This window comes from Amycolatopsis sp. NPDC006125 (assembly GCF_040614195.1).
GTDB classification, from domain to species: Bacteria; Actinomycetota; Actinomycetes; order Mycobacteriales; family Pseudonocardiaceae; genus Amycolatopsis_E; species Amycolatopsis_E tucumanensis.
In genome coordinates, this window is the sequence record NZ_JBEXTZ010000054.1 from 24,304 (window position 1) to 41,804 (window position 17,501).

The window sequence follows — 17,501 nt, forward strand, 5'->3', positions numbered from 1 at the left end:
ACTCCTACTCGTAGGTGACCGACACCTCGTCGGTCAACGGTACCGACTGGCACGCCAGCACGATGCCGTCGGCGATGTCCTCGGAATCCAGGACCTCGTTGTTCAGCATCTTCACCTCGCCGGAGACGATCCGGCACGCACACGCGCTGCACTGCCCCTCGCGGCACGAGTACGGCGCGTCCAGCCCGCGGGCCAGCAGGAAGTCCAGCAGCTTCTCCTGCCGCGGCCAGGTGAACGAGTGCTGCGACCCGTCCAGATCCACCGACAAGGCCGTCGTCCCGGCCTCCTGAGAAGGCACTGCGGCTGCCTCGTCTTCGGCGTCCTCGAACGGGTTCCCACCCAGCGACACGAACCGCTCCAGGTGGATCCGCTTGCGCGGCGCCCCGAGGTCCTTCAACGCCTGCTTCCCGGCCGCCATGAACGCCTCGGGCCCGCACAGGAACGCCTCGAACTCCGCGTACGGCCGGACCAGCTCACGCAGCTGCGTCACCGACGGCAAACCCTGCACGCTTTCCAGCCAGTGCACCAGCACCAGCCGCTCCGGGTGCTCCCGTGCCAGCGCGGCCAGCTCGGACGCGAAGATCACCGACGACTCGTCGCGGTTGGCGTAGACCAGCACGATCCGACCGCCGCCGGAGGCCAGCGCGGACTTCAGGATCGACATCACCGGCGTGATGCCGCTGCCGCCGGCCATCAACAGCAGGTCGGCGTCCAGCGATTCGGGCGTGAACACCCCCGCCGGGGCCAGGACGTCCACAGTGGAACCAGCAGAGACGTTGTCACACAACCAGTTCGACCCGTACCCGCCCTCGGTGCGCTTCACCGTCACCTTGAGCCGCGAGCCCTCGTGCGGTGCGCTGGACAACGAGTAGCACCGCGCCGCCTCGCCCGCGCGCAACGTCAGGAACTGCCCCGGCCGGTACGCGAACGTCGAAGCGTGCTCGGCGGGCACGTCGAACACGATCGACGACGCCTCGGCCGTTTCCGCGATCACCTCGGCGACGGTCAGGGTGTAGCTATCCGGCATCGAGAACCCCGAACTCCCCGTCCCGCACCGCCGCGTCGATGCTGTCCACCAGCTTCGGGCAGGTGTCCAGCAGCGCGGTGTTGCGCCCCTCGGCCACCTCCTGCGCGAACACCGGGCAGCTGCCCGCGTCGGTCGTCCACTGGATGCTGGTGTGCTTGACGCTGTTCTTCTTCACCAGCACCCGCGTGCCGCACGACGCGCACGCGTGCGGCCGCAGGCCGCCGGCCAGGAACTCGGTGCGCTCGGCGGTGGTCATCCCGCGACCCCCGCCTCCTGCTGCCGGGCCAGGTTCTCGGCCACCTCCCGCGCCCACACCTCGTTGGCCTTGGTGGTGTCCACCTCGAACTCGAAGCGCCGCGTCATGTCCTCGGTGACGTCCTCGACGTCCACGTAGAACTGCTCGTACCAGCGGCGCAGCTGGTAGACCGGGCCGTCCTCCTCGCACAGCAGCGGGTTGTCGATGCGGGTCTTGTTCTTCCAGATCTCCACGTCCTGCAGGAAACCCACGCCGATGCTCTTGGCGAACTTGCCGGCGATCTTGTCCGCCTGCTCGTCCGACACGCCCGGCAGCTTCTTCACGCTGACCCCCCACTGCAGCACGAACGAGGTCGGCGTCACCGGGTAGTGGCAGTTGATCAGCACGTTCTCGATCTCGAAGCCCTTGTACGTGTTCAGCAGCGTGTTGATCATGTACGACGGCCCGAAGTACGAGGCCTCCGAGCGCAGCAGGTTGTCCTCGCCGCCGTAGTTGGACGCCATCCCGACGTCCGGCCGGCCCTTGGTGTTGAGGTACTGCGTGGCGATGTGGCCCTCGAACACGTTCTTGAAGTAGGTCGGGAACGCGTAGTGGATGTAGAAGAAGTGGGCCATGTCGACCATGTTGTCGATGATCTCGCGGCAGTTGGACCCCTCGATCAGCACCGAGTCCCAGGTCCAGTTGCTCCACTCGCCGCTGAAGATGCCGTCGATGCGCGGGATCACGACGTCCGGCGGCGGCGGGTTGCCCTGCGGGTCGTGCCACACGAACAGCTGCTTGTTCTCCTCCAGCGTGATCCACGACCGGGTGCGGGCACGCAGCGGAACCCGTTTGGCGTAGGGGATCGACACGCACTTGCCGTTGCCGCCCCAGCGCCAGTCGTGGAACGGGCAGGCCACCTCGTTGCCCTTGACGCTGCCCTGGCTCAGGTCGCCGCCCATGTGGCGGCAGTAGGCGTCCAGGACGTTGAGCTTGCCGTCCTCGCCCGCGAACACCACGAGCTTGGTGCCGAACGCGTTGACGGCGTGCGGTTTCCCGTCGCGGAACGTCTCGGCCAGCCCCAGGCAGTGCCAGCCGCGCGCGAACCGCGCCGGCGGCGCACCCGCGTCGATCGTGCGGACTTCAGTCATCATCGACCTCCAGTGCGATTCTGGGTGGCCAGGTGGCGTGAGGCAAGGAACCCGAAGACCATCGCCGGCCCGATCGTGGCGCCCGGCCCGGCGTAGGTGTGTCCCATGACCGCGGCGCTGGTGTTCCCGGCCGCGTACAACCCGGGGATCACCGACCCGTCCTCGCGCAGCACGCGGGCGTGGGTGTCGGTGCGCAGCCCGCCCTTCGTGCCCAGGTCACCGGGCACGATCTTGACCGCGTAGAACGGGGCCTTGTCGAGCGGGCCGAGGCTCGGGTTCGGCTTGTGGCGGGGGTCGCCGTAGTAGTGGTCGTAGGCGCTCCGCCCGCGCTGGAAGTCCTCGTCGACACCGCGCCGGGCGAAGCCGTTGAACCGCTCGACGGTGGCTTCCAGCGCCGCGGTCGGCACCTCGATGCGGGCGGCCAGTTCCCCCAGCGTGGCCGCCTTGGCCACGATCCCGGCCTTGAACCAGCGGCCGGGCAGCTTCTGCCGCGGCCCGACCCCGGTGAACATGTACCGGTCGCGGTAGCGCTGGTCGAACACCAGCCAGGTGGGGATGTTCTCACCGGGCCCGTCGCCCGGCCCGTACATCGCGTGCACGGCTTCGACGTAGGGCGCGGACTCGTTGACGAACCGCTCGCCGCGCGCGTTGACCAGGATGCAGCCCGGCCGGGACCGTTCGGCTAGCGCGAACCACGGCCCGCCGGTCAGCGGGATCGTCGGGCCCCACCAGGCGTCGTCCATCAGGGCCACCGACGCGCCGAGCTTGAGCCCGGCCAGGATCGCGTCGCCGGTGTTGGCCTTCGCGCCCACGGTCCACTCGGTGCCGATGGGACTGCGCTGGTACTTCGCGCGCATCTCCTCGTTGTGCTCGAACCCGCCCGCGGCGAGCACGACCCCCAGGCGCGCCCGCACGGTCTCCTCCCGCCCGTCCCGCCGGACCACCACTCCGGTGACCCGCTCGTCCTCGGTCACCAGGTCGGTCAGCGGGGTGTCCAGCCACACCGGCACGCCCGCGCGGAGCAGCCCGGCCCGCAGCCCGGCGGCCAGGGCCTGGCCCATCGACAGCAGCCGCTTGCCGCGCGCCAGCCCGGCGAGCCAGCGCCCGCCGATGCGCAGGACCCGCAGCGCGCCCTTGGGGTGGCGGGCGAGCAGGCTCAGCCAGCGGTAGTCCGCCTGGGTGATCGGCACACCGAGCGGCGCGCCGCTGTACGGCGGTTCCAGGTTGTGGAGTTCGTCGCCGAGCAGCTTGCCGTCGAACGGCTTCGGCTCGACCGACCGGCCGCCGGCCCGCCCGCCGGGGGCTTCGGGGTGGTAGTCGGAGTAGCCGGGCACCCACTGCAGCCGCAGCGGCGTGACCCGGTGCACGAACGACACCACCTCGGGGCCGTGGTCGAGGAAGGCCTGACGCAGCTCGGCCGGCACGACGTCGCCGACAATGGCGTCGAGGTAGGCCCGCGCCGCCTCCGGCGTGTCCTCGACACCGGCCGCGCGCAACGCCTCGTTGCCCGGGATCCACACCCCGCCACCCGATCGGGCCGTGGACCCGCCGAACTTGGCGGCCTTCTCGATCACCACGACGGAGAGGCCGGCGTCGGCGGCCGCGAGGGCGGCGGTCATGCCGGCGGCGCCGCTGCCCACCACCACGACGTCGAACTCGTCGGTCATGCCACCTCCGCTGGAACGTGTTCCACTTCGCTGCGCGCCTGTTCGCCGCCTCGTCCGTCACGATAGACGAGAACGTGTTTCAGTTCTAGGGTAGCGGGTGTGAACCAGACGGCGGATGTGATCGTGATCGGGTTCGGGGCGGCGGGCGCCTGCGCGGCGATCGAGGCCGCCGACGCGGGCGCGGACGTGCTCGTGCTGGACCGCTTCGGCGGTGGCGGGGCGACCGCGCTGAGCGGCGGCATCGTCTACGCGGGCGGGGGCACCGCCCAGCAGCGGGAGGCCGGGGTCGACGACTCGGCCGACGCGATGTACGACTACCTGCGGCTCGAGGTCGGCGAGGCGGTGTCGGAGGAGACGCTGCGGCGCTTCTGCGACTCCAGCCCGGCGATGATCGAGTGGCTGGAGCGCAACGGCGTGCCGTTCGAGGGCAGTCTGTGCCCGTACAAGACGTCCTACCCCAACGACGACTACTACCTGTACTACTCGGGCAGCGAGTCCGCGGGCGGGTTCCGCGAGCTGGCCAAACCGGCCGCGCGCGGGCACCGCACGAAGGGGCCGGGCACGTCGGGCAAGCTGCTGTTCGCCCGGCTCGCGCAGGCGGCACGCGACCGCGGAGTGCGCGTCCTGCCCGGCACCCGTGCCGAGTCGCTGATCGTCGAGAACGGCGTCGTGACCGGCGTCCGGGTCCGCACGATGCGCGACGCGCCCGCCCGGGTCCGCGCCGCGCACGCCCGCATGGCGCGGTATGCCGCGAAGCCCGGGATCTACGTGCCGAGCGTGCGTAAGGCGCTGCAGCACCGGATCGAGCGGCTGGAGCGCCGGTACGCGCGCGAGGTGGAACTCACCGCCCGGCGCGGGGTCGTGATCGCGGCGGGCGGGTTCATCTTCAACCGCGCGCTGGTGCGTGAGCACGCCCCGGCCTACCGCGGCGGGCTGGCGCTGGGCACGATCGCCGACGACGGGTCCGGCATCGGGCTCGGCACCGCGGTGGGCGCGGCGACCGGCGAGATGCACCGGATCTCGGCGTGGCGGTTCGTCACGCCGCCCAGCGCGATGCTCAAGGGTGTCCTGGTCGACCAGGCCGGGCGGCGGATCATCGACGAGTCCCGCTACGGCGCCGCGGTCGGCGAGGTGATGATCGGCAAGCACGACGGCAAGGGCTGGTTGCTCGCCGACGCCGAGACGATCGCCGAGGCGCGCCGCACCGCGCGGCGGGAGAGCCAGTGGTTCCAGTGGCTGCAGGCCCGCTACCTGCTGCAACGCGGCCGGGTGTCCGCGGCGACCCTGGAGGAGGTGGCGCGCAAGGCCGGGGTCGACCCGGCCGGGCTGGCCGCCACCGTCGAGGCCTACAACGCAGCCGCGGATTCAGGCGCCGCGGACCCGGCGGGCAAGCCGGCCGAGTACGTGCGGCCGGTGCGGACGGCGCCGTTCTCGCTGATCGACGTCTCCATCAAGCCCAGCCTGGGTTTCCCGTGCCCGATGCTCACGCTCGGCGGGCTCGTGGTGGACGAGTCGACCGGCCAGGTACGGGGCGCCGACGGCGCCGGCATCGCCGGGCTGTACGCGGCGGGCCGGTCCGCGGTGGGAATCTGTTCCAGGTCCTATGTGAGCGGGCTATCGCTCGCCGACTGCGTGTTTTCCGGCCGCAGAGCGGGAATTTCCGCAGCTCGACGGCCCGACTGATGACAAAAACGAGAACGTGTTCTAGTCTTGCTGGTGACCGAGAAAAGACATGACGGACGGGGCGTGCAGATGACCGATCAGGATGGTCGCGGGGTGCTGGCCGGGGTCCGGGAACTGCTTCCCGTCCTGCGGGAGCGGGCCCAGGAGACCGAGGACGCGCGGCGCATTCCGGACGAGTCGATCAAATCGCTGCAGGAGACCGGGTTCTTCAAGCTGCTGCAGCCGAAGACCTTCGGTGGCTACGAGGCCGACCCGGTGACCTTCTACACCGCGGTGAAGCTGCTGGCGAGCGCGTGCGGGTCCACCGGCTGGGTCGCCTCGATCCTCGGGGTGCACCCGTGGCACCTCGGGCTGTTCGAGCCGCAGGCGCAGCAGGACGTGTGGGGCGAGGACGTCGACGTGCGCATCTCGTCGTCCTACGCGCCGATGGGCAAGGCCACCGTCGTCGACGGCGGGTACCGGCTGACCGGCCGGTGGAGCTTCTCCTCCGGCTGCGACCACGCGACCTGGGTGTTCCTCGGCGCGCCCGCCTTCGACGCCGAGGGCAAGCCGGTCGACTTCTGCACCTACCTGCTGCCGATCAGCGACTACCGGATCGAGGACGTCTGGGACACCGTCGGCCTGAGCGGCACCGGCAGCAACGACATCATCGTCGAGGACGCGTTCGTCCCGGCGCACCGCGCGCTGAGCTTCCAGGCCACCTCGAAGTGCCGCACCCCGGGGCAGCAGATCAACCCGGGGCCGTTGTTCAAGCTGCCGTACGGATCCGTGCACCCGTCGACGATCACCGCGCCGATCATCGGCATGGCGCAGGGCGCGTACGAGGCGCACGTGGAGCACCAGCGCAACCGGGTGCGCGCCGCCTACATGGGCGAGCAGTCCAAAGAGGACCCCTTCGCGAAGGTGCGGGTCGCCGAGGCGGCCAGCGAGATCGACGCCGCGTGGCTGCAGCTGACCCGCAACATCGACGAGCTGTACCAGCTGGCGTGCCGCGGCGAGAAGCTGCCGTTCGCCACGCGGCTGCGGGTGCGGCGCGACCAGGTGCGCGGCACGGAACGCGCGATCGCCGCCGTCGACCGGCTCTTCGAGAACTCCGGCGGCCGGGCGCTCAAGCGGGGCACGCCGATCCAGCGGTTCTGGCGCGACGCGCACGCCGGCCGCGTGCACGCGGCGAACGACCCGGAACGCGCCTACATCATGTACGGCAACGGCGAATTCGGCGTGCCCGTCGAGAATGCGATGGTGTGACGTGACCGAGGGCAAGTACGCCGAGGTCGGCGGGGGCCTGCGGCTGCACTACCACGAAGCCGGCGCCGAGCACGCGGAAACCGTGGTGATGCTGCACGGCGGCGGGCCGGGCGCCTCGGCGTGGAGCAACTTCTCCCGCAACATCGAGGTGTTCGCCCAGTCCTACCGCGTCCTCGCGGTCGACCAGCCCGGGTTCGGCAAGTCGGACAAACCGACCGAGCACCCGCAGTACTTCACGCACAGCTCGACCGCGGTCGTCGGCCTGCTCGACGCGCTGGGGGTCGGCAAGGCGCACCTGGTCGGCAACTCGCTCGGCGGCGGCGCCGCGGTCCGGCTCGCGCTGGACCACCCGGATCGCGCCGGGCGGCTCGTGCTGATGGGGCCGGGCGGGCTGAGCACCAACCTGTTCGCGCCGGACCCCACCGAGGGGGTCAAGGCGCTCGGCCGGTTCGCCGCGCCGCCGGGGCCCAGCAAGGAGAAGCTCGCGGCGTTCCTGCGGCTCATGGTGTTCGACCCGGCGCTGATCACCGACGAGCTGGTCGAGGAACGCTACGCCAACGCGAGCACGCCCGAGTCGCTCGCGGCGATGCGCGCGATGGGCGCGTCCTTCGCCGGGGCCGACTACGAGCAGGGCATGCTCTGGCGCGACGCATACAAGCTGCGGCAACGCGTGTTGCTGATCTGGGGCCGCGAGGACCGCGTCAACCCGCTCGACGGCGCGCTGCTCGCGCTCAAGACGATCCCGCGCGCGCAGCTGCACGTGTTCGGCCGGTGTGGACACTGGGCCCAGGTCGAGAAGTTCGACGAGTTCAACCGCCTGGCCCTCGACTTCCTGCGAGGTGAATGAGATGGGCATCCGCTCGCTGGCGTACCTGCGCATCGAGGCGACCGACATGGCCGCCTGGCGCGAGTACGGGCTCAAGGTCCTCGGCATGGTCGAGGGCAAGGGCTCCCACCCGGACGCGCTCTACCTGCGGATGGACGACTTCCCGGCACGGCTGGTGATCGTGCCGGGGGAGAGCGATCGGCTCGCGGTGGCCGGCTGGGAGGCCGCCAACGCCGCCGAGCTGGACGAGGTGCGGGCGCGGCTGGACGCCAACGGCGTGCCGTACAAGGAAGGCAGCGCCGAGGTGCTGGCCGAGCGGCGCGTCACCGAGCTGATCAGCTTCGACGACCCGTCCGGCAACACCCTGGAGGTGTTCCACGGCGTCGCGCTGGAGCACCGGCGCGTGGTGAGCCCGTACGGGCACCGGTTCGTCACCGGCGAGCAGGGCCTCGGGCACGTGGTGCTGTCCACCCACGACGACGACGCGGCGCTGCGGTTCTACCGCGACGTGCTCGGCTTCCGGCTGCGCGACTCGATGCGCCTGCCGCCGCAGATGGTCGGCCGCCCGGCCGACGGGCCGCCGGCGTGGCTGCGGTTCTTCGGCTGCAACCCGCGCCACCACAGCCTGGCGTTCCTGCCGATGCCGACGCCGAGCGGGATCGTGCACCTGATGGTCGAGGTGGAGAACACCGACGACGTCGGGCTGGCGCTGGACCGCGCGAAGCGGCGCAACGTGCCGATGTCGGCGACCCTGGGGCGGCACGTGAACGACCTGATGCTGTCGTTCTACATGAAGACGCCGGGCGGGTTCGACGTCGAATTCGGGTGCGAGGGCCGCCAGGTCGACGACGAGTCGTGGATCGCGCGCGAGAGCACGGCGGTGAGCCTGTGGGGTCACGACTTCAGTGTCGGGATGCGGAAGTGATCTCGTCCGCGATCGAGCCGGCGCGCTTCCGCCAGGTGCTCGGGCACTTCGCCACCGGGGTCACCGTGGTGACCACGATGGACGACGGCGAGCCAGCCGGGTTCGCGTGCCAGTCGTTCGCGGCGCTGTCGCTGGACCCGCCGCTGGTGCTGTTCTGCCCCGCCCGCAAATCGCGGACGTGGCCGGCGATCGAGCGCAGCGGGCGGTTCGCGGTCAACGTCCTGGCGGAGGGGCAGCACCGGGTCAGCGCGGTGTTCGGGGCGCGCGGCGCGGACAAGTTCGCGGCCGTCGAGTGGGAGCCCGCGCCGTCCGGCTGCCCGGTGCTGGAGGACGCGCTGACCTGGGTGGACTGCGCGGTGGAGACCGTGTTCGAGGCGGGCGACCACTTCGTCGTGGTCGGGCGCGTGACGGCGCTGGGGGAGGCGTCGAACGGGCGGCCGCTGCTGTTCTACCGCGGCCAGTACACCGGCGCGGCGCCGGTCAAGGCGGACGTGCTCAGCTGGGCCGGCCCGGACGACTGGCTGTGACCGCCTCGCCGGCGATCTCGTCGACCGACCGGCCGGTGGTGTGCGGGCCGAACACCGCGGTGATCAGGATGAGCAGCACCATCGCCAGCGCGACCACCACGAACACCGCGGTCGCGCCCTTGGCTTCCAGCAGCGGCAGCAGCAGGTACGGCATCGCGGCGGTCGCCAGGCGGGACAGTGAGTAGGCCGAGCCGGCGGCGGACGCGCGCAGGCTCGTCGGGAAGATCTCCGCCTGGTAGGCGTGGTAGGCGTTGGAGAACACGTTGCTGACCGCGGTGTAGCAGAAGCCGAGGATCGCGATGGCCGCGCCGCCGGTGGAATAGCCGAAGGCGAGCCCGAAGACCGCCATGCCCGCCGCGGCCGCGACGATGAGCCACTTGCGCTGGAAGCGGTCCATCAGCGGGATCGACAGCGCGGAGCCGATCGGGTAGCCCAGGAACGACAGCGCGCTGAACGTCAGCGAGTGGGCGACGTCGAACCCCTTGGCGGTCAGGATGATCGGCACCAGCGAGCCGAAGCCGTAGTAGCCGAAGACCTGCAGGACCTGGAACGCGGACAGCATGGCGGTCCGCGTGCGCCACGGCTTGCGGAACAGCGCGCGGAACCGTTGCGGCTGGGCTTCTTCGTGGCTCGCCGGTCGCACGTCGAGCGTGGTGCGCGCGGATTTTTCCAGGCGCTGCACGACTTCCTCGGCCTCGGCGTGCCGTCCGTGCGCGATCAGCCACCGGGGCGATTCGGGCAGACCGGTGCGAAGCACCCACACGATCGCCGCGCCGAGCGCGCCGATCACGAAGAGCCAGCGCCAGCCGTCGACGCCGAACGGCGCCTCGCCGACCAAGCCGCGCGCGAGGAACCCGGCGGCGGGCACGCCGCAGAAGCCGATGGTGTAGGCCCAGGCGGTGGCCTTGCCGCGGGCGTGCGCCGGCAGCAGGTCGGCCAGGTAGGCGTCGGCGAGGGGCAGTTCCGCGCCGATGCCGATGCCCGCGATGAACCGGCAGACCACCAGCATCCACACGTCCGTGGAGAACGCGCCGAGCAGCGTGAACAGCGAGTAGACGCTGAGGGTGAGCAGGAAGGCCCGGCGCCTGCCGATGCGGTCGGCGAGCCTGCCGAGCGTCACGGCGCCGACGAAGGCGCCGACGAAGGCCGACGCCAGCAGCGGCTTGGTTTCCGCGCCGGACACGCCGAACTCCTTGGACAGCACGGTGCTCACGGTGCTGGCGAGGAAGAGGTCGTAGAGGTCGAAGAAGGTCGCCACCCCGACGACGGCGATGAGCAGGCGGTGGAAGCGCGTGACGGGCAACCGGTCGAGCCGGACGGTCATCGACGACGGGGCGGTCATGGTCGGAAAGTTATCCCCCGTGTGCCGATGTTGACAATGGTTGCCGGATTCGTCCGGAGTGCCGGGATGACCGCGTGGCGGAGTACCTTCTCGCACCGTCTCCGTGTGGCCGGTGGTCCACACTGGCGAAATCACCACGCGCTTCGGCGTACCTGGCTACCGCGATGCGCTGTGCGGTTTCATCGGCCATCGGATGACCGGCACCGTCGAATCCCGGGAATCGGGTCTGGTGGTGCGTTTCGCCCCAGGCGCGCTCGCGATCGGCCCGGCGCCGGCCGACCTGACCGGTCCCGAGATCGCGATGCGGCAGGCGCGCGGGGATGGACGGTGTATCGCCCGGGCGAGGCCGTGTTCGCGTGGCTGGGGCAGACCCCGCGTTCCGGTTACGCTTCCGGAATGGATCTCAGGCAAGACGCGCACGCGATGTCCGACGACCTCGTGGCACTGCGGCGCGCGCTCCACCAGGTGCCCGAACTCGGCCTCGACCTGCCCCGCACCCAGGAGACGGTTCTCCAGGCCCTCGACGGGCTGCCCCTGGAGATCAGCACCGGCACCGGGCTCTCGTCGGTCACCGCGGTGCTGCGCGGGCAGGGCGGCGACGGCGATGTCGTGCTGCTGCGCGGCGACATGGACGCGCTGCCGGTCACCGAGAACACCGGCGCCGCCTTCAGTTCGCGGCACGAGGGGCGCATGCACGCGTGCGGGCACGACCTGCACACCGCCGGCCTCGTCGGCGCCGCGCGGCTGCTGTCGGCGCACCGGGACCGCCTGGCCGGGGATGTGGTGTTCATGTTCCAGCCCGGCGAGGAGGGCCACGACGGCGCCGGGCACATGATCGCCGAGGGCGTCCTGGACGCCGCGGGCCGCCCGGTCGCCGAGGCCTACGGGCTGCACGTGGTGTCGGCGATGATCCCGCGCGGCCGGTTCGTGTCCCGCCCCGGCCCGATCATGGCCGCCGCCGACGGGTTGTTCGTCCGCGTCCTCGGCGCGGGCGGGCACGGGTCCCGGCCGCACGTGGCGCTCGACCCGGTGCCCGCCGCGTGCGAGATGGTGACGGCGCTGCAGACGATGGTCACCCGCCGGTTCAGCGTGTTCGACCCGGTCGTGGTCACCGTCGGCACGTTCCACGCGGGCACCCAGCGCAACATCATCCCGCCGGAAGCCCGCTTCGAGGCCACCATCCGCAGCTTCTCGAAGGAGGCGCGGGAGCGGGTCGCGGAGCTGGCCGTCCCGCTGTGCCGGGACATCGCGGCCGCCCACGGCCTGGAAGCCGAGGTCACCTACTCGCCCGAGTACCCGGTCACGGTCAACGACCCGGCAGGCCACGAGTTCGTCGCCGAGACGGTGCGCGAGGTGTTCGGCGAGGAGCGGTTCACGGAGGCGCCGGATCCGGTCACCGGCTCGGAGGACTTCTCCCGCGTGCTCGACCGGGTCCCCGGCGCGTTCGTGTTCCTCGGGGCGACCTTCGCCGACGACCCCGACTCCGCGCCGTACAACCATTCCCCGGAGGCATCGTTCGACGACAGCGTGGTCGCCGACGGCGCGGCGCTGCTCGCGTCGCTGGCCGCGCGGCGGTTGAGCGGAGCGCGCGCATGACCCGCATCCTGTTCGCAGGCGGCCGCGTCTTCGACGGCACCGGCAGCGACCCGTTCGACGCGGACGTGGTGGTCGAGGACGGCCGCATCGCCGCGATCGGCACCGGCCTGGACGGCGACGAGGTCGTCGACTGCGCGGGCACCACGCTGCTGCCCGGGCTGTTCGACTGCCACGTGCACGTCACGGTGTCCGACATCAGCCTGATCAAGCTGTTCCAGAAACCGTTTTCCTACCAGTTCTACGAGGCGGCGCGGAACCTGCGCAGCACCCTCGAACTGGGCATCACCACCGTGCGCGACGCGGGCGGCGCCGACCTCGGCATCAAGAAGGCACAGGCGGACGGGCTGATCAGCGGCCCGCGGCTGGAGATCTCGATCGGCATCATCAGCCAGACCGGCGGGCACGGCGACGACTGGATGCCCTCGGGGCACTGCGTTCCGCTGACGCTGCCGCACCCCGGCCGCCCGCACACGGTCGTCGACGGGCCGGACGAGATGCGCAAGGCGGCGCGGGAGCTGCTGCGCGCGGGCGCCGACGTGCTCAAGGTGTGCACGACCGGCGGCGTGCTCTCGCCCGGCGACGACCCGCGGCACACCCAGTTCACCCCGGCCGAGCTGGACGTCCTGGTCGCCGAGGCCGCCATGCAGGGCAAGGCGGTGATGGCGCACGCGCAGGGCACCGAGGGCATCAAGAACGCGGTGCGGGCCGGGATCCGGTCCATCGAGCACGGCATCTACCTCGACGACGAGGCCATCGAACTGATGCTCGCGCACGGCACGTGGCTGGTGCCGACGCTGATCGCGCCGATCGCGGTCATCCGCGCGGCCAGGGCTGGCGCGGCGCTGACCGACGAGATGATCCGCAAGGCCGAGGACGTGGCGGAGGTGCACGCGTCGTCGATGCGCCGCGCGGTCGAAGCCGGGGTGAAGATCGCGATGGGCACCGACAGTGGCGTCGGCCCGCACGGCACGAACCTCGAAGAGCTGCCGTTGATGCAGGCGGCAGGCATGAGCCCCGGCGAGGTGCTCGCCGCGTCCACGTCGTCGGCCGCGGAGCTGCTCGGGTTCGGCGACTCGCTGGGCAGGCTGGAGCCGGGTTTCCGCGCGGACCTGGTGGTCGTGTCCGGCGACGCCTACGACCTGGCCGCGTTGCCGGGGCGAATCCGCGAGGTGTGGCAGGACGGCGTGCGCGTGGTCGCGCCCGGCTCGCAGAAGTGAGAAGACCCCCGGGCCGCGCCGAAACTGGGGGAGGAAGGCGCGGCCCGGGGGCCTCGCTCCAGCGCCCGAGGGGGAGGTAAGCGCCGGAGCACCGGCCGGTGTGAAACTGGGGAGGATGACACCGGCCGTGTGCAGTCAGGATAGCGCGCGTTTCGGCGCGCGGACCGCTTTCACAGGAACTCGACAGGTTTCGGGCGTGGTGGTCAGAGGACCAGGTCGGCGAGAACGGTGTTCAGAGCCTCGGCGAACGCTTTCGCGTTGCGCTGGGGGGCGAGGTGCGCCCCGGGCAGTTCGACGAACGGCAGGCCCAGTTCGAGGGCGAGCGCGCGGGCCGGGCGGTAGTGGTAGTAGCCGCGGCTGCCTTCGCCCGCGGTGAGCACGATCGGCACCGGGCCGCGGCGGAGAGCGTCGATGTCCGGCAGGTAGCGGTAGAAGCCGACGAGTTCGCGGTCGAACAGCAGGCGCCACTCGTGTTCGTGCGGCAGGCGCACGGTTTTCAGCGGGGGCAGCCCGGCGCCCGCGATGGAACCGAGGAACCCCTGGAACGCCGCGAAGACGTCGCCGTCCGCGCTGAGGGCGGCCTGCTCCTCGGCGAACTCCAGCCACTCGTCGGCGTCCGGCAGGAGGTTCACGGCAGGCGGCTCGTGGACGACCAGCCCGCTGACGACGTCCGGGTGCCGGACGGCGAGCTCCAGCCCGATCTGGCCGCCTGCGCTGCTGCCGAACACGAGAGCCTTGCTGTAGCCGAAGTGCTCGACGACGGCGCGCGCGTCGTCAGCGTGCCGCGCGACGGTCAGCGGCCCGTCCGTGGAGTCCGTGCTGCCGAAGTGCCCACGCCGGTCGTACCCGAGAACGGTGTAGTGGCTCGCGAGCTGCTCGGCGAGGGCCCGGTAGGAGGCGGCCGCCCCGGTTCCCCCGGCCACCAGGAGCAGCGCCGGGCCGGCCCCGCTCCGCTCGACGTGCAATTCCCCGTCCGGCACCGGGCACGCGCCGCTCTCCGAGATCATGGGCGCAGTCAAGCACAACGGGCGCGATGGACGGACAACGGTCGGTGGTCGCCGTCCGTGGAGAGGAACCGAGATGACTTCCCTTCCCGGCTACCGGCGGGCCTTTCTCCGGATCATGGTCCGGGCCGCGTCGTCGACCGGCGAGGTCGGACAGCAGCTCGGCCGAGCGCTGGCCGTGTTCGGCGCCGTGGATGTTTCCAGCCTGGGCCTGTACTACAAGGACGAGACACTGCTGGAGTTCCGCGCGACGCTCGAGCCGGCCGGCCGGGTCGGCGACTGCATCGCGGCGCTCCGAGCGCTCGCGCCCGAGGGATGGCGTGACAGCCCGGTCGGGCCGGCCTGGGTGCGGCCGGGCCACGGCCGGGTTTCCCTCCTGCATCCGGAACTCGAGTGGGTGACCGTCAGCCCCGCCGAAGCGGCCGTGCCGCCCCGCTTCGTACCCGGCGATCTGGTGCGGATCCTCGACTGCCCCGCGGCACGGGATGACGGTCTGGTGGGAGAGGAGGCGGAGGTCCGTGGCAGCAGCACACCGGCGACCGACGCCGCCCCGTGGGGGTACGCGGTCCGCCCGAGCGGCTGGGACACACTCATCTGCTTCGACGAGCCCGACCTGGAGCCCACCGGGCGCCGCGTTTCGGAGGCAGAACCCGTCGAACGCAGGGTGATCAGCGTCCAGCCGGACGGCACCGTGACCGGTTCACACGTCACGCCTCCCCAGGCCTAGAGGCCTCCGACGGTCTCCGCCATCCCGGAGCCTCCACAGTGGACGTTGCTCAGGCTTCCTTCAGCGCGGCGGCAAGACCGTCACCCAGCGGGGTCGTCGGGCGTCCGATCAGCGCCGACAGCTCGCCGGTCACCTCCGCGAGCGTGCCCTCGGCGATGTTCTGGTCCAGCGCCACCACGAACCCGGCCGTCTCCGCGGGCAGCCCGGCCTCGATCAGCGCCGCGCGGTGCTCGTCGGCGGTCAGGTCGCGGTAGCGGACCTCCTTGCCCGCGATGGCGGAGATCTCGGCGGCGAGGTCGTCGAACGTCCACGCGACGTCGCCGCCCAGTTCGTACACCTTTCCCTCGTGCCCCTCGCCGGTGAGGACCGCAACGGCGCCCGCGGCGAAGTCGGCCCGCGTGGCGCTCGCGACGCGGCCCGCCCCGGCGCTGCCGATCAGCACGCCGGTCGCGATGGCCTGCTGGGCGTTCTGCACGTAGTTCTCGGTGTACCAGTTGTTGCGCAGGATCGTGAACGGCACGCCGGACGCACGGATGATCTCCTCGGTCGCCTTGTGCTCGGGCGCCAGCACGAGCGGCGTGTCGTCCGCGTGTGGCGCGCTCGTGTAGACCAGGTGCGTGACACCGGCGGCCTTCGCGGCGTCCACCACGGCCTGGTGCTGCGGAACCCGGTGGCCCACGGCGTTGCCCGAGATCAGCAGCACCTTGGTCGCGCCCGCGAACGCCGCCGCGAGCGTCTCCGGCCGGTCGTAGTCGGCCTCCCGAACTTCGACGCCCAGGTCCGCGGCCTTCTCCGGGCTGCGCACCGCGGCGACGATCCGGCCGGCGGGCAGCTGCTCCCGCAACCCGGCGACGACGTGGCGGCCCAGCTGGCCGGTGGCTCCGGTGACGACGATGGTCATGTTTTCGCTCCTCCTCGGACGACTGCTCCCCGCTGAAGTTAGTACTAACTTCTGGAAAGTGCCAACCATGGGTGAGTACCGTCACCAGGCATCGTGGGGCCACCAGGTATCCTCGGTGTCATGAGTTGCGACGCCGAGCACGACCAGTTGGTCGCCGACGTCTTCGCGCGCGCGTGCACCTCGCGCGGGGTGCTGGAGCACGTGACGGGGCGCTGGGGCACGCTCGCGCTGGCCGCGCTCGCCGAGGGGCCGTTCCGGTTCAACGCCTTGCGCCGCAAGGTGGACGGCGTCAGCGAGAAGATGCTGGCCCAGACGCTGCAGGCGCTCGAACGCGACGGTTTCGTGCACCGCGAGGCCGAGCCGACGATCCCGCCGCGCGTCGAGTACAGCCTGACGCCGCTGGGCGCCGAGGTGGCCGGCCGCCTGCGGGAGCTGATCGAGCTGGTCGAGGGCCGGGTGCCGGAGGTCGAGGCCGCGCGCCGGGCCTACGACGAGGCGAAGTCGGCGGTCGCGCGCTAGACGTCCTGGGATCAGGCGGCCGTGGCGTCGCCGAAGGCCGTCACGTGGGCCGCCGCGCAGGAGCACGGGAGGTCGTCCGGCACGACGACGCTGCCCGTGATCGTCGTTCGCGGCTCGAGCGGGATCGCGCGCACCCGGGTGGAGCGGATCTCGGTCACCTGGTCGGCGGGCAACACGGTCCAGCTGCGTGGATCGGAGCCGACCTCGACGATCGTGTCCTGCACCGTCCCCGCGCGGTGCGCCGGTGGTCCCTGGAGTCCGACGTCCGGCAGCGCGCCGAGCACCGACAGATCGTGGTCCTGGGAGGTCTTCAAGGGACCGGCGGCCAGTTCCGCAACGCCGACGGCCCCGCGCCCGGCGGCGGGGTGCCGGGTGGACACGACCGCGAACAGGGACTCGGTCCAGCTCGGCAACACCCGCAGCCCGGGCGCCGAACGCACTTCCCTCGCCAGGGCCAGGTCGATCTCCCCCTGCCGCAGAGCGTTCAAGCGTGCGGTCAGGGGCAGGTCGACGAGCACAACATCGAATCCCGGGGCCTTCTCCCGCAACGCGTCGATCCCGCGTTCCAGCCGCGCGGTGAACTGCCCCGCGCCGGTCCCGATGCGCATGACACCCGCCCGCTCGCGCGCCGCGACCCGAACCCGATCGGCGGCCGCGAGCGCCTCCCGCGCGACGGCGAGCACCCGGTGTCCCGCCTCGGTCAGCCGGACCAGGCGCGGTGAGCGGTCGAAGAGGCGGACCCCCAGCTCGCGCTCCAGTGCCGCGATCTGCCTGCTGACCGCCGGCTGGGCGATGTGCAGCCGCTCGGCGGCCCGGCCGAAGTGCAGCTCGTCGGCGACTGTGACGAAGTACCGCAACGCCCGTAGTTCCACCCGGTCTCCTCTGCGACGATGCTTCGAGGTTATC

At 71.6% G+C, this 17,501-nt stretch carries 17 protein-coding genes; 9 read left to right on the top strand and 8 right to left on the bottom strand.

Annotated elements, in window-relative coordinates:
• Positions 1–4: 4 nt before the first annotated feature.
• The 4 genes from ABZ193_RS25645 to kstD are packed head-to-tail and all read right to left on the bottom strand — an operon-like array spanning position 5 to position 4,080.
• Positions 5–1,027, bottom strand: a complete 1,023-nt coding sequence (locus ABZ193_RS25645; RefSeq protein WP_354711764.1) for a ferredoxin--NADP reductase — start codon at positions 1,025–1,027, stop codon at positions 5–7.
• Positions 1,017–1,283, bottom strand: a complete 267-nt coding sequence (locus ABZ193_RS25650) for a hypothetical protein (protein ID WP_020418782.1) — start codon at positions 1,281–1,283, stop codon at positions 1,017–1,019. Before ABZ193_RS25650 ends, ABZ193_RS25645 begins: the two co-directional genes overlap by 11 nt.
• Positions 1,280–2,413: a Rieske 2Fe-2S domain-containing protein gene (locus ABZ193_RS25655; RefSeq protein WP_020418781.1), complete on the bottom strand. Its 1,134-nt coding sequence runs from the start codon at positions 2,411–2,413 to the stop codon at positions 1,280–1,282. Before ABZ193_RS25655 ends, ABZ193_RS25650 begins: the two co-directional genes overlap by 4 nt.
• Entirely contained in the window at positions 2,413–4,080 is a 1,668-nt protein-coding gene (kstD, locus tag ABZ193_RS25660) for a 3-oxosteroid 1-dehydrogenase (protein WP_354711765.1), read from the bottom strand. The genes ABZ193_RS25655 and kstD overlap by 1 nt, the downstream gene beginning before the upstream one ends.
• 99 nt (positions 4,081–4,179) lie before the next feature.
• On the opposite strand from kstD, the gene ABZ193_RS25665 reads away from it, so the two are divergent.
• From ABZ193_RS25665 to hsaB, 5 genes are all read left to right on the top strand, one after another.
• Positions 4,180–5,763 carry an FAD-binding protein gene (locus ABZ193_RS25665; RefSeq protein WP_354711766.1) on the top strand — a complete coding sequence of 528 codons (1,584 nt, stop codon included), beginning with the start codon at positions 4,180–4,182 and terminating at the stop codon, positions 5,761–5,763.
• A 69-nt stretch (positions 5,764–5,832) separates the two neighbouring features.
• Complete coding sequence (gene hsaA / locus ABZ193_RS25670) at positions 5,833–7,011, top strand: 3-hydroxy-9,10-secoandrosta-1,3,5(10)-triene-9,17-dione monooxygenase oxygenase subunit (RefSeq protein ID WP_237338118.1); 1,179 nt, start codon at positions 5,833–5,835, stop codon at positions 7,009–7,011.
• Between the two features lies 1 nt (position 7,012).
• The gene (gene hsaD / locus ABZ193_RS25675; RefSeq protein WP_354711767.1) at positions 7,013–7,858 is read left to right on the top strand and encodes a 4,5:9,10-diseco-3-hydroxy-5,9,17-trioxoandrosta-1(10),2-diene-4-oate hydrolase; all 846 of its coding nucleotides are present in this window, start codon (positions 7,013–7,015) and stop codon (positions 7,856–7,858) included.
• A gap of 1 nt (position 7,859) precedes the next feature.
• Entirely contained in the window at positions 7,860–8,762 is a 903-nt protein-coding gene (hsaC, locus tag ABZ193_RS25680) for an iron-dependent extradiol dioxygenase HsaC (RefSeq protein WP_027935034.1), read from the top strand.
• Positions 8,759–9,289 carry a 3-hydroxy-9,10-secoandrosta-1,3,5(10)-triene-9,17-dione monooxygenase reductase subunit gene (gene hsaB / locus ABZ193_RS25685; RefSeq protein WP_020418775.1) on the top strand — a complete coding sequence of 177 codons (531 nt, stop codon included), beginning with the start codon at positions 8,759–8,761 and terminating at the stop codon, positions 9,287–9,289. Before hsaC ends, hsaB begins: the two co-directional genes overlap by 4 nt.
• Here hsaB and ABZ193_RS25690 read toward each other — a convergent pair.
• The gene (locus ABZ193_RS25690) at positions 9,258–10,631 is read right to left on the bottom strand and encodes an MFS transporter (protein ID WP_354711769.1); all 1,374 of its coding nucleotides are present in this window, start codon (positions 10,629–10,631) and stop codon (positions 9,258–9,260) included. The genes hsaB and ABZ193_RS25690 overlap by 32 nt on opposite strands.
• Before the next feature lie 396 nt (positions 10,632–11,027).
• On the opposite strand from ABZ193_RS25690, the gene ABZ193_RS25695 reads away from it, so the two are divergent.
• Both ABZ193_RS25695 and ABZ193_RS25700 read left to right on the top strand, forming a co-directional pair.
• A complete protein-coding gene (locus ABZ193_RS25695) occupies positions 11,028–12,227 on the top strand; it encodes a M20 family metallopeptidase (protein ID WP_027935984.1) in 1,200 nt (399 codons plus the stop codon).
• Complete coding sequence (locus ABZ193_RS25700) at positions 12,224–13,444, top strand: amidohydrolase family protein (RefSeq protein WP_020418772.1); 1,221 nt, start codon at positions 12,224–12,226, stop codon at positions 13,442–13,444. The genes ABZ193_RS25695 and ABZ193_RS25700 overlap by 4 nt, the downstream gene beginning before the upstream one ends.
• Positions 13,445–13,647: 203 nt before the next feature.
• Here ABZ193_RS25700 and ABZ193_RS25705 read toward each other — a convergent pair whose 3' ends face one another.
• Positions 13,648–14,451 carry an alpha/beta fold hydrolase gene (locus ABZ193_RS25705; RefSeq protein WP_354711770.1) on the bottom strand — a complete coding sequence of 268 codons (804 nt, stop codon included), beginning with the start codon at positions 14,449–14,451 and terminating at the stop codon, positions 13,648–13,650.
• Positions 14,452–14,524: 73 nt separating this feature from the next.
• Between ABZ193_RS25705 and ABZ193_RS25710 the strand changes: the two genes are divergently transcribed.
• On the top strand, positions 14,525–15,175 hold the full coding sequence (locus tag ABZ193_RS25710) for a hypothetical protein (protein ID WP_354711771.1): 651 nt from the start codon (positions 14,525–14,527) through the stop codon (positions 15,173–15,175).
• 49 nt (positions 15,176–15,224) lie between these two features.
• Here ABZ193_RS25710 and ABZ193_RS25715 read toward each other — a convergent pair whose 3' ends face one another.
• The gene (locus ABZ193_RS25715; protein ID WP_354711772.1) at positions 15,225–16,076 is read right to left on the bottom strand and encodes an SDR family oxidoreductase; all 852 of its coding nucleotides are present in this window, start codon (positions 16,074–16,076) and stop codon (positions 15,225–15,227) included.
• Positions 16,077–16,196: 120 nt separating this feature from the next.
• Between ABZ193_RS25715 and ABZ193_RS25720 the strand changes: the two genes are divergently transcribed.
• Entirely contained in the window at positions 16,197–16,595 is a 399-nt protein-coding gene (locus ABZ193_RS25720; protein ID WP_020418768.1) for a helix-turn-helix domain-containing protein, read from the top strand.
• 11 nt (positions 16,596–16,606) lie between these two features.
• Here ABZ193_RS25720 and ABZ193_RS25725 read toward each other — a convergent pair whose 3' ends face one another.
• Complete coding sequence (locus ABZ193_RS25725) at positions 16,607–17,467, bottom strand: LysR family transcriptional regulator (RefSeq protein ID WP_354711774.1); 861 nt, start codon at positions 17,465–17,467, stop codon at positions 16,607–16,609.
• Between the last annotated feature and the right edge of the window lie 34 nt (positions 17,468–17,501).